Source organism: Pyrobaculum ferrireducens (assembly GCF_000234805.1).
GTDB lineage: Archaea > Thermoproteota > Thermoprotei > Thermoproteales > Thermoproteaceae > Pyrobaculum > Pyrobaculum ferrireducens.
This window is the reverse complement of record NC_016645.1, coordinates 1,536,834-1,559,040: the sequence shown is the minus strand read 5'-3', so window position 1 is coordinate 1,559,040 and position 22,207 is coordinate 1,536,834. Positions and strand designations below refer to the sequence as shown.

Genomic DNA, 22,207 nt, shown 5'->3' with positions numbered 1-22,207 from the left:
TATAAACCTTAACTTATGTACACTATATTTTTCAAAGCCTCTTTATATAGCCCGTAGGCCTTGTAGGAGCTCCTCACGAGGGGGCCAGACGCCACGGCCTTGAAGCCCATCACCCGCGCCACCTCCGCCAGCCTCTCGAACTCCTCCGGCGCCGCGTACCGCGCCGGCTTTAAATGCCTAGGCGAGCCGCTGGGCCTTAGGTACTGCCCAATAGTGACAATATCCACGTCGGCCCTCCTCAAATCGTCCAGAGCCTCCACAACCTCCTCAAAGCCCTCCCCCAGGCCCAGCATAATGCCGGACTTAGTCAATGGAGCCCCCAGATCCTTAGCCATTTTCAAAACCGCCAGAGACCTCTCGTAGCTAGCCCGGGAATCCCTCACATGGGGCGTAAGCCTCCTCACAGTCTCCACATTGTGGGCGAAGACGTCGGGAGCCGACTCCACCACCTCCGCCACTGCCGCCTCGTCGCCGCGGAAGTCGGGGACAAGCACCTCAACCAGGGCGCCGGTTTTCCTCAGCCTCCTCACCGCCGCGGCGAAGACCGAGGCGCCGCCGTCCGGCAGGTCGTCCCGCGCCACAGATGTCACCACGACATAGCGGAGACCCAGCTCCTCCACCGCTCTAGCCAGCCGCTCAACCTCCCCCCAGTCGACCAAGCCGCGGGGGTTGCCCGTCCTCACAGAGCAGAAACGGCAAGCCCTGGTGCAGACCTCCCCCAGAATCATAAACGTGGCGGTGCCCTCCCCCCAGCAGCTAAATATGTTGGGGCACCGCGCACCCTCGCAGACTGTGTAGACGCCGTGGCGGCTCAGCACATACCTCACTTTCGCAATACTGCCATAATCGCCGGCCACCGTGCCTATCCACCTAGGCAACACTTGTAAAACACGAAATGCATAATTTAAATTAGGCAGGGCCGAAGTTGGCTTACAGCATGTCAACACTTCGCCGCAACTTAGACCCCCACGGGGCCTTGATGAACCGGTCAGCGCGCTGTGAAAAACCTTTTTCACTACGGTGCACGCCGGCTATATATGGGTGGAGTTTCCTAAGCTGGTACCTCCCCGACCCTCCGCCGGAGCCCCCAAAGCCCACATGGACCAAGAGGCTCACTATCGCTTGCGGTCATGCAGTGGGGCATAGGCGGCATTATATATAAATATTCTTTATCTAAATATGGATGATGAGCTACGTGGGAATTGTGGCAAGTTTTGTGGGAGCGTGGATTGAGTCCTCGATTGCTGTGTGTGTTGCGCTTAAGTTTATTGCCGGGAGGCAGAGTAATGAGAGCTTCGCCGGAGTCGCCGCAACAGCGCTTATGGGGGCCCCAGTCTACTGGTTTTTCAATGCAGTATTTAGATTACCATTCATAAGTGGGATACCTGCCATCATTGTGTGGATGTATGCCCTGAGAAAAATCCAAAATCTTAGCTGGCGTACAGCTTTGTTGCTGGCTGTAGTGATGTGGCTGATAAGCGGCGTATTTGGTCTAGCATTCATCCCGGCCCGCGGTCCTTTGAACTAGAAGATTGAGCCGTTGTGTTGCGGAAAATTGCGACATGCGGCTTCCCGATCTCCAGGTGTGAATGTACTGAACCTCATACAATTATGCTTGTTTCACTGAGCTCACAGACATCAGAGGATCAGGCACGGCATATACATTGGGGAAGGACGTATCTGCTGGAGGTGCTGAACTCGGCGGTGCGCTGTCTTAGCTAGGTATTTGAAATCGCGGACGGGTGGAGCTGTGAAGAATAAAGGCAAATACGTAGCTAGGGCATTGGTGAGTTTACTTTTAAACCCGTTAAGTAGTACGTGGGTCATATCTGGGTTGAGGTTATTACTGGAAATTTGGAAGGTACGGCGCGTAGATCTGTAAAGGCGCTGGTGGATACCGGGGCTACTTTGACCGAGCCGCTGAAGGAACACGTCAAGGTGGAGGCTGGATCCGTGGAGCTTTGGGAGATTGTTAACGACGCCGCCTCTATGCCGCACCCCATGCACCTCCACGGATTCCCCATGTGGGTAGTGGAGAGGCGCAACAGCCCCAGACAAGTGGCGGAGCTAGCCGTCGACTACAGGGGCAGATTGCCCACTGATCTGGGACTTAAAGACACAGTGTTGATCTGGCCAGGTGAAACAGTGAAAGCCGTCGTCAAGTTCGACGTAGCAGAAAGAGGTCAGCTATTCCCCTTCCACTGCCACAATCTAGAACACGAAGACGGGGGGTTGATGATTAACATATCAATATTGTAACGGGCGAAGGATATCTCCCCTTTTTACTCTAGATGTTCCTGGTGCGGGGCCCAGAGGCGCCTAATGGCCCTTCGGGGGCAACCGCAAGCCCATGTGTGTAGAAACATACCCCCGTTTATGAATTAGCGACTGCTCTGGTCTTGGTCTCGCCGTGGTAGTTCTTATCTCTATCTAGAAGCGGCCTCGGCATCCCCTCTAATGTATAACCCTACATTATGCGACTCATATCTGGAGATGCCTCACAACTTTCGCCTACATTTACTGAATTAAGAAGAATCTCCGTTGTTAAGCCAGGAAGAATGTAGAGGTAGTAGCAAGGGAGGTCGGAGCTATGGGGAGAGGAGGAAGCTTCTCCCGGCGCCCCCTCTGTGTGTGCAGTATCGGCACGTCGCCGCGGTGGGAATCGAATCCTCACGCTTTGTTAATCTATTCGGCATCTTCACAATCTTGGACAAGAAGTGGCTAAGACTACGCGCACAAATCCATAGGTTGTGATATCGATACGGAACATTTACTGCCAAGAATTAAAAAGTATTGAGTTTTTGTTTTATATAGAAGTAATAATTAATTATTTCCTTCATAAATCTCTATATTAAAATTATTTATGTCTATCTTCAATAGTAAATATATTTATATATATAGAGAATTTAGAGAATAATTTTTAACGAAAGTATATAAATCCGTATTTTTGTATGGTCATGTCTGAGGAAAAGGAAAGGGGTGAAAAAAAGGCTAGACCTGACTCAACAAGGCGTGCTGTTGTGGCTGCCGCTGGGGCTCTTGTCGTTGGCGGTGTCGTGGGCTACCTGCTGGCGCCGCGGGAAAGGGTAGTGACCGAGACGTTGACTCAAACAGTTACGCAGACTGTTACCCAGCCTCCTCAGACAGTGACTGTTACCCAGCCGCAACCGGCACCCGTAGCTAAAAGGTATGAACGGGTTAAGCTTGCGAATATAAGGGATTTAGTAGATAAGAGGCCTGTCTTCAAGCAGTATATGGGGTATAATGTACTTTTGGTCAAGTTGGGCGAGCCGGCGGTGGGAGGTGTTGGGCCGCGGGGTGATGTCGTGGCTTTTGTAAACCAGTGCACCCACATGGGTGGGCCTTTGGTGTATCTTCCGGACGTCAACTGCGCCGTATGTCAGATCCACTTCACGCAGTTTGACTTGGCAAGAGGCGGCAAGCAGGTCACTGGCCACGCCACGGAGTTCTTGCCGCAGGTTGAGCTTGAGTACGACGCGGCTACTGGCGATATTTACGCCGTAGGTATAAACCAGCTGGTGTATGGAAAATACGACAACTTGGCGTAGATATGTCGTTTAGATACACCGGCAGAGTCCCGCTACCGCCTCCTAACGCCGAGCGGTATACAACAACGTGTCAGTTCTGTAACGTCGGCTGTGGCTATGACGTATATGTATGGCCGGCTGGGGTAAGCGGCGGGCCTAAGCCGGGTGAGCACGGAATTGTGTATAAGGTGGTAGACGAGGTCTACGGCAGAACCCTCACGCCGGAAATGACAGATTTCTCACCGCCGCTACCTGCACTATCTGCAAAGCAAGGGAGGCCGTGGATATCAGAGGCTATGGTGGTTAGGACAATTAGAAGAGATTGGTCCAAGGGACGCGGCACGGGGGAGTTCAGGGAGGTGTACGTGGCCCAGATCCCCAGCCCCGAGTGTCCTATCAACATGGGTGACCACAGCATAAGAGGGGGGACAAATGGAGAGAGAAACTGGAGCCCGTGGAACGTGGCTGGCCTCCGCAGGCTGAAGTTCCCCATGGTGAGATTCGGCGGGAGGCTGGAGGTGGTGACTTGGGACTACGCCATAGATCTGGTTGCCCGTGTGGTGAAGGGAGTTATAGACAGATGGGGAATTGAAAGGCCGGGTTGGGGTAAGGAGGGACACGCTGTGTTTGCCCACAGGATGGATCACGGTGGCGGCGGCGGAGGCGCTATGATTGAGAACACGGCGGCGGGGCTCTTCTTCTTCTACGGCGTCCGCACCGCCTTTGCCAGAATTCACAACAGGCCTTTCTTCGGTCCTGAAAACCCGGCCATAGGCGACGCGGGTCCCGGCGCTATGAACAACTCGCTACACGACTTGAGACTTGCCGATGTAATTATCTTCTGGGGTGCCAACCCCTATACCACGGGCACGGTGATGTTTATTGAACACGCTCTTGACAACTTGAGGGGGGCCACAGCGGGGGAGAAGCAGAAGTGGTTCTCCCAAGGGGAGCCCGCCGGGCCGGCGTATATGATCATCGTCGATCCCAGAGATACAGAGACGGCCAGGGCGGCTAAGGTAGCTGGGGGTGACAGGGTGCTGGTGCTGAGGCCCGAGCCCGGGACCGACATTGTGTTGGCAAACGCCATCGCGAGGGTGATATACGAAAAGTACAGGGACGTGGTTGAGAATTATGTCAAGCACTACAGAGACGCCGCCCAGAAGTACGGCTTTAAGTGGGATGAAAACGCCTGGAGGCTGTATCTAGAAAAGGCGCTGGAGATAAACAAGCCTCTGGATGCCTATCTGGCGGATGCCGAGAAAATCACCGGAGTGAGCAGGGGGGATATAGAGGCGGCGGCGCGCATTATCGCAGAGCCTAAGCAAGGCGGCTATTTGAAGAGGGTGTGGCTCATGTACGAAAAGGGCATTATTTGGAATCAGAACTACCGCTCTATATATGCATTGGTGGACTTATGCATCGCCGTCGGCGCCTTCAGAGGCGTGGCCGGAACCGGTTGCCAGAGGCAGGGCGGCCATCAGGAGGGCTACGCCGGGCCCGAGCCGCCTCCTCCGCCTTGGGAGAAGGAGCGCCACCACGTAAGTCCCTGGAACTTTGCCAAGGAGAAGGGAATAGCCCTCAACACATATGACGACTATGTGAAGCTGTTTGAGGCGTGGTACGACGAGGTTTATAGAAACGGCTACTACAAGACTAAGTGGCCCATTGGCGACAAGTACATGCCCACGACGGACTTCAGACTCACCGCCGGGGAGGGGAAGGTGCTGTGGGTACACGACATGGATAACTACAAGCTGGCGCCTCAAGCCCAGAGGCTGAAGGCGGCGGTCAGCGAAAGAGCGTGGCGGGTGACTAGATATGTGTTTGCTGAGGACTTTGCTAAAATCGGCGGCGCGGAGTCGAGGGAGCAGTATGACGTGAAGGTGCTGGACGTCCCCGTCACCACGAGGCCTACTTCTAAAGAATATGCGGAGAGGGTGCTGGAGGCCTTGGAGAAGACAGGCGGCTTATTTATAATTGTGCAAGACATATACCCCACATTTATGATGGAGGACGCACACATGGTTCTCCCCGCCGCGTTTAACAACGGCGAGGTTCCCGACGTCAGGATGTCTGTTCATGAAAGAAGGTTTAGAATTGCCGATGCGTGGCTGGACCCCCCGGGAGAGGCGAAGCCTGACTGGTGGATATACGCCATGGTGGCTAAGAGAATAGTGGAGCTGTACGAAGAAGAGGGCCGTGGGAACGACCCCGTGGCGCAGAGGTTTAGGAGGGCCTTCCAGCCCATCTGGGACGCCATGGAGAAAAACGCAAGGGACCCCACCGTTGAGGTGGAGAACGAGATATTCAAGACGTACATAGCTAACGCAGACGAGACATACGGCAAGCTGGGGGTTGGCTGGGAGGTGCAGTACTGGACGCCTGCATTTAAGAAGCTTGACTTGAACATATTGAGGAAGTTCAGAACCGTCGGCGTTGTGCTCCCCCTGACGGAGCTGAAGATTGGCGCAGACGGCACAGTCGAGGCCAGGGGGGTGGTAAACCTCATGGAGCCCGCCCTAAACGATAAGTACAGAGAGGAGGTTGTCATAGTGAATCCAGACGGCACCATAATCCGGAGGATTGAGTACCAGCCTTCTGAAAAGGCTAGGGACTACGTGGTTAAGCACCTCCGCGCGTGGCCAGCGTTGTGGCTGGGATACCCGCCCTACGTGGCTGAGCAGAGGAGTAAGTACAAATACTGGGTCGTCAATGGGCGTTATAATGAAATCTGGCAGACAGGCTACGCGGATCCCAACAGCGAGGTGTTAATTAGACGGTGGCCGTACGCCTTTGTCCAAATTAATTCAAACGACGCGAGGCGGGAGGGGGTGCAGAGTGGGGATGTGGTGGTGGTTTACAGCGACAACGGCTCTGTCCCGGCGATAGTCTGGGTCACCGACATGGTGAAGGAGGGTCACATCTTCCTAATCATGGCCCACCCCTACAGCGTGGGGGCTAACGCCGTGACTACGCCGAGCGTAGAGCCCGTGGCCCAGAACCCCGACTACAAACTCACAGCGGCGAATATACAGAAAATAGGCGCACTAAGCGAGGAGGTTAAGAACTTGCTCACATTCAGAGACGTAAAGCTCAGCTAACCTTTTCCCTACACGCCCACTTGCATCTTTTTCACGGGGTCCAGGGGCCTAATATGTTCTTATCAATGTTTTAGCAACGCTTTTATATTCATGTAGTGGGGGCCGTGTGGATCGCGGCGCGTTTTACCTCCTGGTTTTTCTCGTACTAAGAGGGGAGGTGCCCCCAGGAGAGCTTGGGCTTGAGAAATTGGGGTGTGACGTTTCTAAAATTTTGGCTTCTGAGGTGAGGCGGGATTTAGATCCGGTTACCAGGTCGCTGTTGCCGAAGGCAATTGCCCAGTTTTACGAGAACTACGGCTACGAGGCGGCTGAGGCGCCGGACAGCTTGGTAACTATGGTGGCTTTTATGGCGCAGCTGGCCCGCAACCCCGCTCCTGAGTCTCTGAAGGCTCAGCTGAGGTTTCTCAACACCCACCTCCTGCCGACACTTAAATACGCCGCCGAATTATGCCCAGCGCTACAACACCTATATGAATTATTACTAGAAGATGCAAAAATGATCAAATCAATATTAATACATGTCGGCAGATAAAACTACTATTAGTGTTAATCGTGATGTTGCTTTGAGATTTGCAAAACTTGCCAGGGAGCTCGGTATATCGATACAGAAAGCGGCCACCGAGGCTTTAACAGCGGCGGAGGAGATATTAAAAGACGGTGAGAACCCCACCCACCTACTGTACCTCTACCGGGTTTTTAAGGCGAAGTCCTCCACTGACTCCCTTTCGTTGCCCCTCCACCTATTGGCGAAGATATTTGAAGAGCTGGAGACTGGGCGGTACACAACTCTATTCTACGAGGCTGGTAGAGAGCTGGGCTCCGTCTTGGCGCAGTGGCTGAGCTTCCAGGATTTGGTAAAGACGCCGCAGATCTTGAAGCTGTTGCTCCCCGTCAGAACTGCGCAGTGCAGAGTAGAGGAGAACAACGCCAGATTTACGCTGATATTTCCCCCAAATATTAAGAGGCTCATACCGTTGATTGTAGCATATCTCCGCGGGATTTTTGACGCATATGGCTACACACAACATAAGGCAGAGCAGAGGGAACACGTCCTCGATATAGTAGTCTACAACTGTATACAATAATCTAGAGAGTTACATATATGTCAATGAAAGACAACAAAACTGTAACCTATTCTACTCTATTATTAATTTTTCTAGTTTTTACTCTATCTATCGACTATTTACTATTATAATGGATTATTATTTTTTATATTGATGAATAGTTAATTTTTTATCATGGTAAAAGTGTAAGACACATGTCTATCTCTACTACGAGGAGAGAGGCTGTTAAGGCTGTGGCTGTTATTGCGCTCAGCCTCGCGGTGCCAGTGTCGGCGCAGGCAGAGAGAAAACACCGCTGGGCGATGTACATAGACGTTTCTAAGTGCTACGGTTGCTACGCATGTGTGGCCGCATGTGCCGCTGAGAACAACGTCCCCATCGGGGTATTTAGGACTTGGATAGAGAGACACGTCACTAAGGGCGGCACTGTTATTTTCGTGCCTAAGCAGTGTAACCATTGTGAAAACGCGCCGTGCGTCAAGGCATGTCCAACCGGCGCCACATACAAGCGGACGGAGGACGGCCTTGTGCTGGTAAATGACGACCTATGTATTGGATGCGGCGCGTGTATCCAAGCGTGTCCGTACGGGGCTAGGTTTTTCAACCCGGTTAAGGGCGTCGTTGACAAGTGCACCTTCTGTGAACACAGGATTTACCAAGGCAAACTACCTGCATGTGTAGAGACTTGCCCTACCGGCGCCAGGGTTTTCGGCGACTTGAACGACCCCGAGTCGCCCGTCTCGCAATTAGTTAAGAAAATGCCCACTAGCAGACTTAAGGAGTGGACCGGCGCAGAGCCGATGATCTTCTACAGAGATCTCCCGTCAGAGGCGGACCTATGACGTACCCCCTGGGCTACCTATACCCCAACGAGTTCGCCCAGCCGCTTCAGTGGCTACCTGTGCTGTTCTCCTACTCGCTACTAATCTCGGGGGCTGATCTTTTGTTGGTTGCGTTGATTGCCTACTTGTTTAATAAGCTTAAGAGGACTGTACCTGTGCTTCTCATAGTGGGTCTGGCGTTCTACACCGTGGTTCTGCTCGGCCCGCTTGCCGATTTGAGAAATCCAGACCGCGCCGTGTTGCTCTTCTCTCACCCCCACCTATTCCCCACTGCGGAGAACCCCGGCCTCGCCTTGATTACGCTTCAAGGCGCCGTGTTGTGGCCTCTGGGGTTTGTATTGGCGGCTCTCTTTACTTTGCTGTACTTCGCGCCGGCTAACTACAAGAGGTACCTATCGACGAGGAATCCCTTCTACAAGCTATTGTCCCTGGGCGTGAAGAGCCGCACTCCGTTTCTAAACGCTGTCTTGAAAATACTAGCTGTGGTGGCGCTTATACCTCTTGCCTTCTGGGCTGTGTACCCAGCTACACTATTTACTATGCAGACGGCGCTGTGGATTTGGAGGAATTGGCAGACTCTCCTCCCCATGTATTTCGCAGATACCTTTGTGGTCGCAACTGCCGCCGCAATACTAGCCATGTGGATTTATGGAATTAAGAAAGTGGGTGATGACATCAACGGAATATTGCTTATACACGGCGCCGCCTCTATATCAGTAGTGGCGTTGTTACTTGCGCAGGTAGCAATTTGGAACGCTCAATACGGCGGATCCCCCTACATTCAGGTTATAGACCAGGTGGCTAGCTGGATTACTCCAGTAGTTATGTTGTACCTCGTAACTTTTATACTGTCTCTTATAGCTGTTAGGTGGAGGGCTGTGTCGCTGGTTGTGCCGTTTACCGGCGTAGCCGCGGCTCTCTTAAACAAGTGGAATATAATTGTTAGGGCGCAGTACGCCCAGAGGAGCGGCCTTACTTTTATAGGCCCCGCCGAAGACGTAATTGCCCACGAATTGCCCGTCATGATCGGCATCGTGGCGTTTGGGATATTCCTGTCAATAGTCCTATCAATACTATTCCCGGCGGAGGGCCATGACTAGCAGAAGAACTTACCTTAAGGCCCTGGCCGCCGCGGCGACGCTGGGAGTTGCCCTCTGGGGCTACTGGCCAGTAGTTGAGAAAATAATGAAGCCTAAGAGGACGCCCTACGGCCCCGATCCACAAGCTGGTGCCAACGTGAGGTATGTGAAAAGCGTGTGTCTCGGTTGCAACGTACGCTGCGGCATAAAGGCCAGGGTCGTTAAGTACGGCGGTGTGGAGGTGATAGAGCGCATCGAAGGCAACCCCTACCACGTTTACAACAGAGCTGTGTCCTTTGGGAAGCAGGTAAAGAGGTATTCGCCTCTGCCCTACAATACGCCGGTAAAAGAAGCCGACGCTTCTTGGTCGGGCACTCTATGCCCGAGGGGTGCCGACGGGATACACTACGTGTACGACCCCTATAGAGTCTTGAAGCCTTTGAAGCGGGCTGGGCCGAGGGGTAGCGGGAAGTGGAAAGTAATAACCTGGGAGCAGCTGATCGACGAAATTGTCAACGGCGGGGTGATTGAGGAGACTGGCGAGAGGTTGCCCGGCCTAAAAGAGTTTTTCGTATACGGAAAGCTGAAGGAGGCGGGTTTCGAGGATCCAAACGCCGTCTTGGCCGAGATGAAAAAAGATGTAGATAACATAATGAACATCGCAAAGGATCTAAACAAGACTTACGACGACTTAATCAAGGCTATAGAAGAATTTAAGGCTAAGTGGAGCAAAATGCTGGGGGAGAAAGGCCTCAGGCTGGAAGATGTGCTCATAGATCCGGACCGCCCCGATCTGGGCACCAGAGCGAATATGGTGATGTATCTAAGAGGCCGCGGCCAGTCGCACACTGATGAGTTTTCTCTAAGGTGGATAAATGCCTTTGGTAGCGTTAACTGGGCTAGGCACACCTCTGCATGTCAGCTGGGGTACTACACCGCCAATGTCATCTGGGCTGGCTATGCAGATCTGCAGGGGGATGTCGCCGGGGCGAAGGTCATAATTGGCGCCGGCTGGTCCATGGGTAGAGTTCACCCAGGCGCCACAGGCCAGGGCTTGATGATTGAAAGGGCTTGCGAGGGGGAGCTGAAGCTGTACTACGTCAACCCGGCCGCGCCGAGGACTTCTTGCAGAGGGAACATTGTCTGGGTGCCGGTGAAGCCCGGCGAAGACGGGGCGCTTGCCTTTGCCATGATTAGGTGGCTGATAGAGAACAAGAAGTATAGCGAGGAGTTCCTCTCCATCCCGAATAGAGATTCTGCGAAGAAGCTTGGCTACCCCGTGAATACCAACGCCACGTGGCTGGTGATAATGGAGGGGAGCCGCCTCGGCGAGTTCTTAAAAGCCAGGGACGTGGGTGTTGAGGAGTCGGACAAGCCGGTGGTGTGGACTGGGGAGAAATTCGCCACATATGACTCGGTGGATAGGGCTGTGCTGGACTACGAGACCAAGGTGGCTCTGAAGACGGGCGAGGTGGTTACGGTGAAGACAGCGTTTAGAGTTTTAAAGGAGGAGGCCTTTAGCAAATCCTTCGAGGAGTGGCTCGCCGTTGCGAGCCCCTACGCCAGAGGCACTGCGGAGTTTGCAGATTATGTGAGACTCGTTGAGCAGATGATTAGAGACTTCGCCGAGGCGGCCCCCAAGGCCTCTACCGTAGTGCACCGCGGCGCCGGGATGCACCCCAACGGCGAATACATCGTGTGGGCCTACAGAATGCTGGACACATTAGTGGGTAATTTCCACAGAGCCGGGGGGATACTCGGCCGCCCAGCCACCACTAATTACAACAGCTATGTCTACAATGTAGGGCCTTCTGGCTTCGGCGAGCCTGTGAGGTGGGGCCCGCCTATCTACAGGAAGTACAAGTATGAAGACACGTTGGAGTACTGGCTAAGGGTAAAGAAAGCTCTGAAGGAGGGCAAGAGCCTCGAAGAAGCTGTTAAAGCCGCGTTCCCAACTAAGAGGCCTTGGTACCCGCTTACACCTGAGGAGAGCTATACAGAGATTTTCGCGGGCATTGCCGGGGGGTATCCCTACAAGATGGGCGCCCTTATACTCTTCTATGCAAACCCCGTGTTGTCCGCCAACTATGGCACTAAGTTTATAGAGGTTTTGAAAGACACCTCTAAGCTCCCGCTCTTTATAGCCATAACTACCTCAATTAACGAGACGATGATGTACGCCGACTACATAGTGCCAGACACGACTTATTTAGAGACGGGCACTATGGGAGTTCAGTATCTTTACGCCACTGGGGGTAGCGTCGCGCTTGCTGAGGGCTGGCGCTCGCCAGTTATCATGCCGCTTACGCAGAGGATAGGCGACTGCCCCAACGGCCACCCGAGGTATGCAAGCTTCTGGGAGTTCTTCATCGACACGGCGAAGAAGCTCGGCATGCCAGGGTACGGCGATAAGGGAATACCTGGGACTAAGGGCAAGAAGTATGAAGGGAAGTGGTTCCCGTTGCACTGCGAGTGGGAATACATAATGCGTGTGTTTGCAAACGCGGCGCTTCACGCCAAGGATTTGAAGCTTATCCCAGAGGACGTCCCCGAGGAGGAGGTAAGATATGTCGAGGAGAACTACCCCATTGCTCAGTATAGGGATATCCTTCCGCCTGAGGAGTGGCGTTACGTTGCGTACGGCTTGGCACGGGGCGGCGTGTTTACCAGATACGAAGAGTCTTTTGACGAGCGCGGCGTTTCAAAGAGGAGCGTCCCCGGAAGGGGTACGCTGTACCTCTGGAGCGAGGATGTGGCTAAGACGCGGAACAGCGCCACTGGGGAGAAATTCTGGGGCGGCCCGAAGTACTTCCCCATTGCCACCTACGCGCCTGTAGCTCCCGCTTTGCAGAAGACTGATAAGTGGCTCCACGGCACCCCGCTGAGGCAATTGTATCCGGAGAAGGACTGGCCATTTATAGTAGTGTTCTACACAGGTCCCCTCTTTACAAAACACAGGAGTCAGTTCTACTACTGGCTAAAGCAGGTGGTACCGGAGAATTTCGTAGTGATGAATCCGGACGACGCGGCGAAAATCGGCGTTGAGACCGGCGACGTTGTGAGGGTGGAGACCCCGGCAGGCGCCTTTGAAGCCCCCGTGGTGGTGGAGCCAGCTGTGCAACCCGGCGTTTTAATGGTGCCCTACGGAATGGGCAGGTGGGCCGACACCGTGGTAGTGAAGCCAAGGTACTTCTACGCAAACGACGGCGGTCTGAAGGCCGTGCTAGACGCGCTACCCGATAAAGTTGAGATTCCTGAAGACGCCGTGAATCCTGTCAAGAACCTCCCAGAGGTGGTTAAAAAGGTCCTGTTCACCAAGAGCCCCGCTGAGTACTACGAGAAGGGTCTTGTGCCTGATAAGTGGAGGTTCAGCGGCGTGACGCCAAACGTCGTTCAAATGTTCGACCCGTCGCTGGGCGGCTGGTCGCTTCTGAGCTGGCTAGGCGCCTCCCAGGCGTTTTACGACACCCCGGCGAGGGTCGTAAAAACCGGGAAGAAGCACACCTTTGAGGTGCCTTATATAGTCTGGTAAAACCTACCTTTTTCCCTTCCTCTTTTCCCAAGCTGGCTTTCACTCAACCCCTTTGTGCTGGACAAAACTCCAAATTCTAGCTGAGACAGCGCACTGCCAAGTTAACCGCCGTCAACAGATCCACGTCCCCCCCTCGATGTATATTTGTTCTATACAGATCTTCTGAGGTATGCTAGTCGGCGCGTCGTAAGAGGAGAGGCGCCGAAAGGGCGTTTCGTGGCCTCTCATGTTAGTCACAACATCCTTGCCGCGAGGAAGTCGATGAGGGTGTTTTGGTAGCTGTAGAAAGCCTCTCTAAACTCCGGAAGGCCCCTAGCCAGCTCCCCCCTCACGGAGTCAATTTCCTTACTGAGTTTGTTTTTTACCTCTTCTATCTTTCTGTCGAGTGAGTAGTACAGCACAATAACTGCGGCGGCGACAAGCGGCGCCTGGGCTATAAGCGAGCTGATTACAACATCGACGTTGACAATGTTATTACCCCAAATCCCATATAAATTTGATGGGCCAAAAGAAAACCCAAGACGGTGGCACTAACTGCTTTCAAAAACCATGTGCTCAGAAAATCTCAAGTAAAGATTGGCAAGCTGGCGAAGAACTACGGTAAGTATGCGGCTGGGACATGGGGGAGAATTTACTTTTAAACCCGTTAAGTGGTACGTGGGTCATGTCTGGGTTGAGGTTATTGTCGGAAATTTAGAAGGTACGGCGCGTAGATCTGTGAAGGCGCTGGTGGATACCGGGGCTACTTTGACTGTGTTGCCGAGGTGGCTGGCGGAGGAGCTGGGGATAAAGCCCCACGCCGTGTCGAGAGTGGAGACAGGGGCCGGAGTGATTACAATGGAGCGGGGGAGGGCCTACGTGGAGATCGCCGGCCGCGGCGAGGTGGTCCCCGTCTTGATATCAGACGTTATTGATAAGGTCCTCGTCGGGATGACGACTCTAGAGGTGCTGGAGCTGGAGGTCGACCCAATCACCGGCCAGTTGAAAGAAAGGGCGTTGATGCTGTACACCGCTGGGGTTCGGTAAGTACGCATGTGGGTGTTGCTTTTGGCTTCGCTGACGGAAGCGGCTAGTTGAGAGGGGCGAAATCTGGCTAAGCACCTGCTCCTCGTCAAGAGGCCCGGCGGGGGTATGCGGGCCGGGTTGGAGCTCTGTACGAGCTTATAAAAACTAGAATATTCTGTGGATGTGGAGACGATCTACCTACCCTCCGCGTTAGCTAGGCGGCTGAGGGCGTTGGCCGAGTCTGAGGCTGTTTCGCTTGAGGATTATCTGCTGGAAATAGCCCTCTCAAACACAGACCCCCCGGGGAGGGCTAGGGCGTACGCTGAAGTCGCCTTAGATCTGCTGAGGGCCGCCGAGGAGGAGTTGAGGGCTGGTGATTTGAGGCAGGCTAGTGAGAAGATTTGGGGGGCGGCGGCTCTGGCGGTGAAGGCCTACGCCTACTGGCGCGACGGCGTTAGACTGGCGTCCCACGGAGAGCTGTGGCGCTACGCCAAGAAGATCGCCGACGAGCTGGGCAACTGGGTACACGACGCCTGGAACGCCGCAAACGCCATGCATATAAACTTCTACGAGGGGTGGGCAACCGCGGAGCAGGTGGCCGAGGCCCTAAAGCGGGTGGAGAAACTAGTAAAAGAAATAGTCGAGAGAGTACAAACAAGATAAGGTCTGCGTAACAAATAACTACAACAACACGAAGGCGTATACTCAGAGCGGCGTGCCCCGTTAGTACGAAAGGCGCCACTTCAGCTTAAACAATTGCTATACGCAAATAGCGACCGCGTAGCGGCTTGGCCAAACCGCCTTAGGTGCGATATGAATTCTTGAAAAATGACTATTACAGGTATAGTGCAGAGCCACGCCTTCAAGAATACCGCCGCCTAGGCGTGGTTTTTCACCACTATTGCCCAGGGCTTTGGGGGCTACTTCCTCCACCGCTCCCTTACAGCAGTTAACAGGGTAACAGCCTCTGACAACTCGCCAAATGAGGTGGAAAAAGTCATAATCTGATTAGCTGTAGTGCGCCTATTTGAGTCGCTGATAGTTATAATACAGCTATCCACACAGCGGTGGCTAACATGACTATTGCAGTCACGTACTCCGCCATCTTAGAACGGCCGCATTGGATTAGCCTCTGACCTGTGAAGATCCCCACACCTGCTAAGACACCGCCTATTACTATTTTCTGTTTTATTGCAACCACCTCCGTGGCTTGTACCGCACGTAGAAGAGGGGCCAAGATCTCCGCCTCGCCTATAAAGATCCTTACTAATGCAAATGTCACAGTAGTTCCGAGTATTGTGTCGGCGAGGCCGACAATAAAACTTAAAACGGGCTCCCACCGCTTGTATTGCGTCACTCTTAATCTGCGCGGGAGCAGGATATTTACCCCGGTAAGTGACATAGCCAGCGCAACTAAAATCTTTAACAAATTCCAGTCAAGTATTGAATAGAGCGCGATGCCAAGGACAATGCCTAGAAACGCCGGGGCGCTTTTTAGAAATTCAAAATGTATAATGGAGCCTCCATAGGCGAATTTTTGATACACCAGGTTCAGCAAATTAGCTACTCCGCCCGCTATCGTAAGGCTAAATAACGCCACGGCCGGCGGCTCGCCGATGGCTAGCAATAGAGGGAGCACAAACAACGCGGCGTATGCAGGCTCTTCAATTGCGGTAGAAACCACGCCAGCGAGAAAACCCGCATAGAGCCATGCCAACTCACCTGCATTCATACGCTACTCCGATCAGGTCCTGTATGATTCTGACACTTTTTTCCATAGGTCCAATGCATAGCCGGTGGTTAAATGGCCTTTAATAAGTTTAAATGATCTTTTTCCATTAGGGAGAAGTTATGGTGTTAATAACACGGAATGTTCACTATATCTATCTAGGAACTTTCTGGTAAAATCATATAGAAACGTTACGTACCACACAAAGATGCCGCTATCTACTAGAGCTGAGACGACGTCGTAGGCGACCAGAGATGCCTCTACGTGGTTTGTCGACGAGAAGCTCTCGTCCATTAATACGTAGTCGCCTTTTCGGATATTTGTACCAGTTGAGGCCAACTCGATTATCCTATCCAACTCAAGATCTTTCCACAAGTCCTCCACATTGGGTACAGTGGCTGGGTCTTCTATCAGGAGAAGATCGATGTCTCTCATCTCACCACGCCGATGATTTTGTTATATTCAAGGCTATGTTTCTTCGCGATTCTAACCGCCATGTACTCAGAAGGCGGAGATCCCGGCACTATCTTATAGGACGGCTTTTCGGGATCTCCAGGATCGGGAGCGGTCACTAAGCTTACTACGTAGCCTAGTTTAGCCACCTCGGAGAAGAAAGTCACATATAGGCAGTAGGCGCCTCTTTTCGCAACTTCATCGAGAAATAGCCTAGAGAGCTTAGTCCCCTCCTCCGAGGTCGTGTTTATAAAGAGCTCGTTGGCTATTACCAAGGTGTTTTCGTCAGCCACCCGCAATATCTCCCAGGCGCGTATTACATCGCGCTCAAGTTTGCTGACTTGTTCACCTTCCTCCACCGGATACGCAGTTAATATCTTGTTAAAAAACGGTAGCCTTGCCTCCGACGCAGACACCGGGAGCCCTAGCCGCGCCAAATAAGCCACAACGCCAAGCGAGGTCGCGAAAATGGTCTTACAGTCCAAAAGGCCTTCCCTCGGCTAAATCAATCACCTCGTCCACGATAAGTACAACAAGCGCAAATACCTCTCACCTCTAGATTTTCTCAACGCTTCTCAGCGCTATCCACCCGGGGTTAGCCTCACCTGAGCCTTGGCTTATGCGGATCCCCGTGTCGCGTGCCTACGCCTTCCTATATATGCTAATGCGTGCGGTATATATCAGGCTTTGGGCGTCCAGATCCACCTCATCTACCTCTGAGCTGAATACGACGGTGGCTACTCCGCCCGTATTCGCCAGCGCCTTGGCCTCCTCCAAGGTCTGAGGTCCGTAGGGCTTTATAGAACATGTACATTTAGTCAGCCTAAACAAGACTTTTCTCCGGGCGAAGGTAGGCTGTAGAGCAGTAGCTGGGAGGCCCTTATGATGGAGTAGGCCCTAAAGGTGAGGTCGTTTGGTATCTTGGCGCCCCGCGGCAGATCTATGTAGTACAGCCCCGGCTCCACCCTCGGGGCGTCGAAGTCGAAGTTGCTAAACGCAAGTCTATACAGGAGGGACCTGCCCCTCGAGGGGTCCATGTAGGCCTCTACGAGACCTACTTGGCGTAGCTCCTGCATAACTGACCTAAGCCTCCTCTCGGACACCCCCAGCCTCTGGACTAGCTCTTTGAAAGTGACGTATGGGACGCCGTCGACGAGGTGCCTAAGCGCCATGTAGTGAATAACTAGCTTAGCCGTGGCCGTAAGCCTAAGCATACAAATATAGTAATATGACTATAAATAAGTTAAAAGTGCAAAAAATACATGGGTGGCGAAAAACCGGCGCTATTTCTGACAGCTTCCGAGTTTCTTCAACACAGCTATGAGGAAGCCCAGGCCCTTCTGCACCTCTGGATCTCTCAAGGCGTTGAGGAGGCCGAATAGACCAACGGGCTTCGCGTCCTCTGCCGTGGCAAGGGCGTAGGTGAGGCAGTCGATCTTGGAGCTGTCCATGGCGAGGTTGCTCCCCGCTATCAACGCCACCTCCTGTAGCTTCGCTACCCTCTCAATGAACTCCCTCGTGAGGAGGCCCTCGGTGAAGAACCTAAGCGACGCCGCGGCGTTGAGCAGGTCGTCAAGCACGCCGCTTCTCTTGAAGTCGTACAACGTATTCACAAGCTCCTTAACTACGTCAATGTTCTGCACAATGGAGATCAAGGCGTCCTGGACCTTGTCCTGCTGGAGTAGCTCTATGAGTTTTTCCACCTTTTCCTCGCTCATAGCCCACAGCGCAGGACCGACCAGATGGAGTAGTTAGTCATGTCCTTGAGTCTAGTGAAGAATCTGCTGGGCGGCGGCGGGTATTTAGCGGGGTTTTCGTAATTCCAAGACACCACGGTGGCCTCCTCGAATCCGGTAAGGATAAAGCAGATTACACGTCCGTCGTACCTAGTGTCGGAGTAGCCCAGCTGGATCTCCTCGGCGATTCTCGACGAAACCACCTCGCTCTGGAAATGCGCCACGGAGCCAGCCTTGGGCACGGGCAGGTTCGTGGCGTCGCCAATTGCGTACTCCGCTCCAGTGGCGCCCTGAGCCTGTATCTGCAGTGTGTATCTATCCACCGGAATCCACCCGGCCTGGTCCCCGATGCCGGACTTAATCACCACCTCCTCCCCGCCGTGCGGCGGCACAGCTATTATAAGATCTGCCTTCAGCTCCTCAGACCCCGAAATCTTGCCCGGCTCAATGGCGTTTACCTGGAACTTAGTCTTGTAGTCAAAGCCCCACATTTTCAACGTCTCTTCAAGGAATTTGTTTATCTGGGGCTGGGCGTGGAGGTGCGGCGCCACTGTGGTGAAGATGACTTTCGTCTTGGCCCTAAGACCCGTTGCCATCAGATAGTCGTTGAGCAGGCCTAGAAACTCGTAGGGCGCCACGGGGCATTTATAAGGCGTCGAAGTTACTGAGAATACTATCGTCCCCCCGTTAAACCTCCTAAGCGCCTCTCTCAGCCGCTTGGCGCCCTCCAGCACCCAAAACGTGTGCCAAGCCTCGCCGAAGCCCGGGAACGCCTGCGTCTTCACGACAGAGCCGGTGGCCACTACTAGGTAGTCGTACTTCACCTCCTTTCCGCTTTGAAGCACCACTTTTTTAGCAGACATGTCTATCTTAGCTGCCGGCTCTCTCTCCACCTTTGCAAGCGGGGAGAGGAGCTTTGAGACGGGCTTAAACATGACGTCGGGCGTAAGTTCTTTAAACGGCACGTACAGAAAGCCAGGCTGGTACACCTGCCTGTCCTGCGGCTCTACAACTGTAATGGACACCTCCTCCCTTCTAATTTCAGAGGCCAGTTTAGACGCCAGCTTGTTGGCTGTGAATATCCCGCCTACTCCGCCGCCAACTATCACAATGGACTTCATAGAAGTACGCATATGTTAATTTTTTAAATAATATTAACAGTTGCATTGGGAATAATTTATGAATTGATTTTTAAAAAGAAAGGAATTTGATAAGAATGATGGTTTATGAAATTTCATGAATTTTCTTCAGTGATGTAGAAGCTTTATATTTTGGCAATATGTGGCAAGGGGTGGAGGCCGTGGAGTTGGAATACCGCTCCGTGCTCGCCACGCTCTACTGGAAAATACTCAGCGATCTCGACGACGTGGCGGTGGTTTACGAAGTCTCGCCGAGTTGCACGGCGCTGGCCTCGTCGCTACTTACACTGCTGATAGACAAGGGGGCGAAGGCGCGCGCCGTTAGACGATCGGATTTAAACCACCCCCTCGACCACGTCTTCGTAGCTATGGGGCCGTATAGAGAGGGGCTTGGGGAGGAGGTGCTCGAAGTGCTACGCCTAGTGAGGCGGGTGGCAGTGGTCCACACCCCAGCCTACTACGCGGCTGAGGAAATGGCGGGCTTCCCCGAGGCCATTAGGAGGGTAGAGGTGAGGTACGCCGCAAGAGAGCTACCCGACGTCGTGACCTACTACAGAGTAGTGGCTAGAAACGGGGCGTTGGAAAAAGCTGTAATAGGGGAGGAGAGGATTACGGGTGTAAAAATGGAGGTCATCCGGAGGTACGAGGCGGAAAAAATGGCCCTCAGCTACTAGACCACGATCGCCCTGTACACTAGGTCCATCAACCCGCTGTATGTTATCTCCTTCTTGTACTCTTTGTTGAGGTGCGGAATGGTGTGGCTTAGCTGTGCCTTGCATATGGCGCATGCCCTGACGACGTGGTTGGCGCCGGCCTTCAGCGCGTCTTCGTACCAATTCTTGGCGTACTGGATCCTCAGCGGGAGGAGTTCGTCTGTGAGGAGGCCCCCGCCCCCGCCGCAGCACCAGGTCTTCTCCCGGTTGTTAGGCGACTCCACGTACTTCTTAACTACGTGTCTAATAATGAAGCGGGGCTCCTCTGTGAGGTCGCCGCCCCTGGCGTAGTTGCATGAGTCTTGGAAGGTGTAGACGACGTCGCCGTTGGCGTCGGGGTTGAGCTTCAGCCTGCCGTTCTTTATGGCGTCTATCACGAGGTGGAATATGTGCATAGTTTTGATGCCGTGCTTCTCCAGCTCCGGCCCCGTGTAGTTCTTAAACGCCCTCCAGCCGTGGCCGCACTCCCCAGCTATGACGTACTTAACGCCTAGCCTCAGAGCGGCGTTCACTGCCTTCTGTCCAATAAACTTCATATGCCTCTCGCTGGCGAATAGGCCGAAGTTGGCCAGCTCGGCCATCTCAGTGGAGAAGGCGAACTTCACACCCATGAGGTGGAGGAACAGCATGTAGCCCTTCAGCGTCTCTATGTTTGTAAAGAAGTCGGCCGAGGGGGGTATTAACAACGCCTCGGGCCAGTCGCCAGATTCCTTCGTCACCTCGCCTACCAGCTGGTCCCCCCTGTACTTAAGCATCTTGCCCTGGTCGTCTCTGTATATGTAGTACTCCACCTCCACCTTCTTCTCATCCTTAATTTCCCCCCCGGCGAAGGTGATTGACTTTATGACGGCCAGGGGCTTCATTCCGAGGTTAGTCCCCGTCCTCTCCACCGCGTCTATCACAGTGGCGATGTACTTCGAAACTACGCCGGCCTCGTACATAACGTCTCTAACAAGCCTGGTGATGTCCGCCTGGTCTATGCCGAAGGGACAGGCGTAGGCGCACTTCCTACACTCGAGGCACTGGTAGTAGTAGGTGTAGATCTTCTCCAGGTGCTCCTCGGTGAGCTTCTCGGCGCCCACCAGCCTGCCGAAGATCTTCCCGCTGGGCGAATCCGCCTTTAGCACCGCCCTAAGCAGCTCAGCCCTCCCCACGGGAGAGTTGAAAATGTCCCTCGTCCTCACGTAGGTGGGGCAGTTGTCGAGGCAAACCCCGCAGTGGACGCACACCTCCACCGCCATCTTAACATTGCGGTTTTGCTTTACCGCCTCCCTAACCCTCTTGTGGATGTGCTCGAGCGGGTTGTCTGGAAGCGTAAGCCCCACCCTCTCGTGCAGTACCTTTACCTGCTCCGGCTTCGCTTTAAAAGGCTTGATGTTTGAGGTATCCCCCAGTTTAAAAACGGGAGCCTCGTGGCCGTGCTGCGCCTCAGCAACCGTCATGTCTTAAATACCGTTGGTTTTCTATAAAGCTTATTACAAAAAAGTTGGAAATTACCCTCTTATCTTTGCCAGTATGTACCCGTAGAGCGTAGTGGGGCTCTTCCAGAGAGTGGGCATTGCGAGGAAGGAGAAGGGGTGTATCAGCTTGCCCAGCGGCACGTAGCCAATGAACACCAGCGCCAGAAAGACGTGTAGCTTCGTCACCGGGTCCCACTGTGCCACGTACTCCAGCCTGGGGCTCCCCGCGAGGACCGACTGCACCCACGGCGCCACGGTCTCCATGTAGTGGGGGTGGAGCACCAGCGTCTGGTAGTTGCCGACGGCGACCAGGGCCAGTAGCAGAACGAGGGCAAACCAGTCGTCGAGGAAGCTGAGCCTCCTCACGTCGCTCCTCGCAACACGCCTAATCAAAAGGAGGACGAGCCCAATGAGCGACACGACGCCGGCGGCGCCTCCTACGTATGTAGCTATTGCCTTGTGCACCTCCTTAGACATGCCGAATTGCTCCGGGGGAATTATCATCGAGGCGTGTCCCAAGAGCGCGATCCAGATACCCCAGTGAAATAGAAAAGACCCGACGAGGAGTAGCCTGTCGGACATGGTGAGTGTGTACAGCAGGAAAATCCTCTTCAACACCTCGCCGAACCTAGACCCGAAGCCCCAGGTGTAGCCCTTCACAGCTACTGAGTACAGCCCGGTGAGGCCTCCCGCCGAGAGCCACCCGGCGAAGCGGTAGATCACGCCCCCTACTAAAAGCAGTAGGGAGATGTAGGGCAACGCCCCGTATATAAACACAGTCAATGGGTCCATATTTGTAAACA

The 22,207-nt window shown here is 53.6% G+C and carries 23 protein-coding genes; 12 read left to right on the top strand and 11 right to left on the bottom strand.

Annotation, left to right across the window (positions count from 1 at the left end; genetic code table 11):
* Positions 1 to 8: 8 nt before the first annotated feature.
* Positions 9 to 881 (bottom strand): lipoyl synthase, encoded by an 873-nt coding sequence (gene lipA / locus P186_RS08650; protein WP_014289079.1) that lies wholly within the window; start codon positions 879 to 881, stop codon positions 9 to 11.
* Positions 882 to 1,183: 302 nt separating this feature from the next.
* On the opposite strand from lipA, the gene P186_RS08645 reads away from it, so the two are divergent.
* The 9 genes from P186_RS08645 to P186_RS08605 all read left to right on the top strand — a co-directional run bounded on the left by P186_RS08645 (position 1,184) and on the right by P186_RS08605 (position 13,169).
* Positions 1,184 to 1,528: a hypothetical protein gene (locus P186_RS08645; RefSeq protein WP_338050670.1), complete on the top strand. Its 345-nt coding sequence runs from the start codon at positions 1,184 to 1,186 to the stop codon at positions 1,526 to 1,528.
* A gap of 290 nt (positions 1,529 to 1,818) precedes the next feature.
* The gene (locus P186_RS08640; RefSeq protein ID WP_014289077.1) at positions 1,819 to 2,259 is read left to right on the top strand and encodes a multicopper oxidase domain-containing protein; all 441 of its coding nucleotides are present in this window, start codon (positions 1,819 to 1,821) and stop codon (positions 2,257 to 2,259) included.
* 698 nt (positions 2,260 to 2,957) lie between these two features.
* Positions 2,958 to 3,569 carry an arsenate reductase (azurin) small subunit gene (locus tag P186_RS08635; protein WP_148682894.1) on the top strand — a complete coding sequence of 204 codons (612 nt, stop codon included), beginning with the start codon at positions 2,958 to 2,960 and terminating at the stop codon, positions 3,567 to 3,569.
* 2 nt (positions 3,570 to 3,571) lie between these two features.
* Complete coding sequence (locus tag P186_RS08630) at positions 3,572 to 6,652, top strand: molybdopterin dinucleotide binding domain-containing protein (protein ID WP_014289074.1); 3,081 nt, start codon at positions 3,572 to 3,574, stop codon at positions 6,650 to 6,652.
* A gap of 106 nt (positions 6,653 to 6,758) precedes the next feature.
* Entirely contained in the window at positions 6,759 to 7,184 is a 426-nt protein-coding gene (locus tag P186_RS08625) for a molecular chaperone TorD family protein (RefSeq protein ID WP_014289073.1), read from the top strand.
* Complete coding sequence (locus tag P186_RS08620; protein ID WP_014289072.1) at positions 7,171 to 7,737, top strand: hypothetical protein; 567 nt, start codon at positions 7,171 to 7,173, stop codon at positions 7,735 to 7,737. The genes P186_RS08625 and P186_RS08620 overlap by 14 nt, the downstream gene beginning before the upstream one ends.
* Positions 7,738 to 7,910: 173 nt before the next feature.
* Positions 7,911 to 8,558 carry a 4Fe-4S dicluster domain-containing protein gene (locus P186_RS08615; RefSeq protein WP_014289071.1) on the top strand — a complete coding sequence of 216 codons (648 nt, stop codon included), beginning with the start codon at positions 7,911 to 7,913 and terminating at the stop codon, positions 8,556 to 8,558.
* Positions 8,555 to 9,658, top strand: a complete 1,104-nt coding sequence (locus P186_RS08610) for a hypothetical protein (RefSeq protein WP_014289070.1) — start codon at positions 8,555 to 8,557, stop codon at positions 9,656 to 9,658. The genes P186_RS08615 and P186_RS08610 overlap by 4 nt, the downstream gene beginning before the upstream one ends.
* Entirely contained in the window at positions 9,651 to 13,169 is a 3,519-nt protein-coding gene (locus tag P186_RS08605; RefSeq protein ID WP_014289069.1) for a molybdopterin dinucleotide binding domain-containing protein, read from the top strand. Before P186_RS08610 ends, P186_RS08605 begins: the two co-directional genes overlap by 8 nt.
* Before the next feature lie 233 nt (positions 13,170 to 13,402).
* Here the strand turns inward: P186_RS08605 and P186_RS08600 are convergent, their stop codons facing one another.
* Complete coding sequence (locus P186_RS08600) at positions 13,403 to 13,570, bottom strand: hypothetical protein (protein WP_014289068.1); 168 nt, start codon at positions 13,568 to 13,570, stop codon at positions 13,403 to 13,405.
* A gap of 256 nt (positions 13,571 to 13,826) precedes the next feature.
* Here P186_RS08600 and P186_RS08595 point away from each other — a divergent pair, with 256 nt between their 5' ends.
* Together P186_RS08595 and P186_RS08590 are read left to right on the top strand one after the other, a co-directional pair.
* Positions 13,827 to 14,195 (top strand): aspartyl protease family protein, encoded by a 369-nt coding sequence (locus tag P186_RS08595; protein ID WP_237179381.1) that lies wholly within the window; start codon positions 13,827 to 13,829, stop codon positions 14,193 to 14,195.
* A 156-nt stretch (positions 14,196 to 14,351) separates the two neighbouring features.
* The gene (locus P186_RS08590; RefSeq protein ID WP_014289066.1) at positions 14,352 to 14,837 is read left to right on the top strand and encodes a PaREP1 family protein; all 486 of its coding nucleotides are present in this window, start codon (positions 14,352 to 14,354) and stop codon (positions 14,835 to 14,837) included.
* A gap of 379 nt (positions 14,838 to 15,216) precedes the next feature.
* On the opposite strand, the gene P186_RS08585 is transcribed toward P186_RS08590, so the two are convergent.
* The 7 genes from P186_RS08585 to P186_RS08560 all read right to left on the bottom strand — a co-directional run bounded on the left by P186_RS08585 (position 15,217) and on the right by P186_RS08560 (position 19,213).
* Positions 15,217 to 15,906, bottom strand: coding sequence for a hypothetical protein (locus tag P186_RS08585; RefSeq protein WP_014289065.1), 690 nt, complete (start codon positions 15,904 to 15,906; stop codon positions 15,217 to 15,219).
* Positions 15,907 to 16,023: 117 nt separating this feature from the next.
* Entirely contained in the window at positions 16,024 to 16,338 is a 315-nt protein-coding gene (locus P186_RS08580; RefSeq protein WP_014289064.1) for a P-loop NTPase family protein, read from the bottom strand.
* Positions 16,335 to 16,841: a MutS-related protein gene (locus P186_RS08575; RefSeq protein ID WP_148682892.1), complete on the bottom strand. Its 507-nt coding sequence runs from the start codon at positions 16,839 to 16,841 to the stop codon at positions 16,335 to 16,337. Before P186_RS08575 ends, P186_RS08580 begins: the two co-directional genes overlap by 4 nt.
* A 157-nt stretch (positions 16,842 to 16,998) precedes the next feature.
* Positions 16,999 to 17,133: a hypothetical protein gene (locus P186_RS14585; protein WP_257719871.1), complete on the bottom strand. Its 135-nt coding sequence runs from the start codon at positions 17,131 to 17,133 to the stop codon at positions 16,999 to 17,001.
* A 41-nt stretch (positions 17,134 to 17,174) separates the two neighbouring features.
* Positions 17,175 to 17,570, bottom strand: a complete 396-nt coding sequence (locus tag P186_RS08570) for a helix-turn-helix domain-containing protein (protein ID WP_237179380.1) — start codon at positions 17,568 to 17,570, stop codon at positions 17,175 to 17,177.
* Between the two features lie 69 nt (positions 17,571 to 17,639).
* On the bottom strand, positions 17,640 to 18,074 hold the full coding sequence (locus P186_RS08565; RefSeq protein WP_014289062.1) for a helical membrane plugin domain-containing protein: 435 nt from the start codon (positions 18,072 to 18,074) through the stop codon (positions 17,640 to 17,642).
* Positions 18,071 to 19,213, bottom strand: a complete 1,143-nt coding sequence (locus P186_RS08560) for an NAD(P)/FAD-dependent oxidoreductase (RefSeq protein ID WP_014289061.1) — start codon at positions 19,211 to 19,213, stop codon at positions 18,071 to 18,073. Before P186_RS08560 ends, P186_RS08565 begins: the two co-directional genes overlap by 4 nt.
* 170 nt (positions 19,214 to 19,383) lie before the next feature.
* Between P186_RS08560 and P186_RS08555 the strand changes: the two genes are divergently transcribed.
* The gene (locus P186_RS08555) at positions 19,384 to 19,905 is read left to right on the top strand and encodes an Ada family protein (protein WP_158307137.1); all 522 of its coding nucleotides are present in this window, start codon (positions 19,384 to 19,386) and stop codon (positions 19,903 to 19,905) included.
* Here the strand turns inward: P186_RS08555 and P186_RS08550 are convergent.
* Both P186_RS08550 and P186_RS08545 read right to left on the bottom strand, forming a co-directional pair.
* Positions 19,902 to 21,386: a (Fe-S)-binding protein gene (locus P186_RS08550; RefSeq protein ID WP_014289059.1), complete on the bottom strand. Its 1,485-nt coding sequence runs from the start codon at positions 21,384 to 21,386 to the stop codon at positions 19,902 to 19,904. The genes P186_RS08555 and P186_RS08550 overlap by 4 nt on opposite strands.
* 51 nt (positions 21,387 to 21,437) lie before the next feature.
* Positions 21,438 to 22,196 carry a respiratory nitrate reductase subunit gamma gene (locus tag P186_RS08545; RefSeq protein WP_014289058.1) on the bottom strand — a complete coding sequence of 253 codons (759 nt, stop codon included), beginning with the start codon at positions 22,194 to 22,196 and terminating at the stop codon, positions 21,438 to 21,440.
* Positions 22,197 to 22,207: the final 11 nt, after the last annotated feature.

What these genes read in the sequence shown, in the direction of transcription:
- P186_RS08645 (WP_338050670.1), top strand. Translation starts at nt 1,184, where the DNA reads ATGATGAGCTACGTGGGAATTGTGGCAAGTTTTGTGGGAGCGTGGATT.
- P186_RS08635 (WP_148682894.1), top strand. Translation starts at nt 2,958, where the DNA reads ATGTCTGAGGAAAAGGAAAGGGGTGAAAAAAAGGCTAGACCTGACTCA.
- P186_RS08630 (WP_014289074.1), top strand. Translation starts at nt 3,572, where the DNA reads ATGTCGTTTAGATACACCGGCAGAGTCCCGCTACCGCCTCCTAACGCC.
- P186_RS08620 (WP_014289072.1), top strand. Translation starts at nt 7,171, where the DNA reads ATGTCGGCAGATAAAACTACTATTAGTGTTAATCGTGATGTTGCTTTG.
- P186_RS08615 (WP_014289071.1), top strand. Translation starts at nt 7,911, where the DNA reads ATGTCTATCTCTACTACGAGGAGAGAGGCTGTTAAGGCTGTGGCTGTT.
- P186_RS08610 (WP_014289070.1), top strand. Translation starts at nt 8,555, where the DNA reads ATGACGTACCCCCTGGGCTACCTATACCCCAACGAGTTCGCCCAGCCG.
- P186_RS08605 (WP_014289069.1), top strand. Translation starts at nt 9,651, where the DNA reads ATGACTAGCAGAAGAACTTACCTTAAGGCCCTGGCCGCCGCGGCGACG.
- P186_RS08585 (WP_014289065.1), bottom strand. Translation starts at nt 15,906, where the DNA reads ATGAATGCAGGTGAGTTGGCATGGCTCTATGCGGGTTTTCTCGCTGGC.
- P186_RS08580 (WP_014289064.1), bottom strand. Translation starts at nt 16,338, where the DNA reads ATGAGAGACATCGATCTTCTCCTGATAGAAGACCCAGCCACTGTACCC.
- P186_RS08570 (WP_237179380.1), bottom strand. Translation starts at nt 17,570, where the DNA reads ATGCTTAGGCTTACGGCCACGGCTAAGCTAGTTATTCACTACATGGCG.
- P186_RS08565 (WP_014289062.1), bottom strand. Translation starts at nt 18,074, where the DNA reads ATGAGCGAGGAAAAGGTGGAAAAACTCATAGAGCTACTCCAGCAGGAC.
- P186_RS08560 (WP_014289061.1), bottom strand. Translation starts at nt 19,213, where the DNA reads ATGAAGTCCATTGTGATAGTTGGCGGCGGAGTAGGCGGGATATTCACA.
- P186_RS08550 (WP_014289059.1), bottom strand. Translation starts at nt 21,386, where the DNA reads ATGACGGTTGCTGAGGCGCAGCACGGCCACGAGGCTCCCGTTTTTAAA.
- P186_RS08545 (WP_014289058.1), bottom strand. Translation starts at nt 22,196, where the DNA reads ATGGACCCATTGACTGTGTTTATATACGGGGCGTTGCCCTACATCTCC.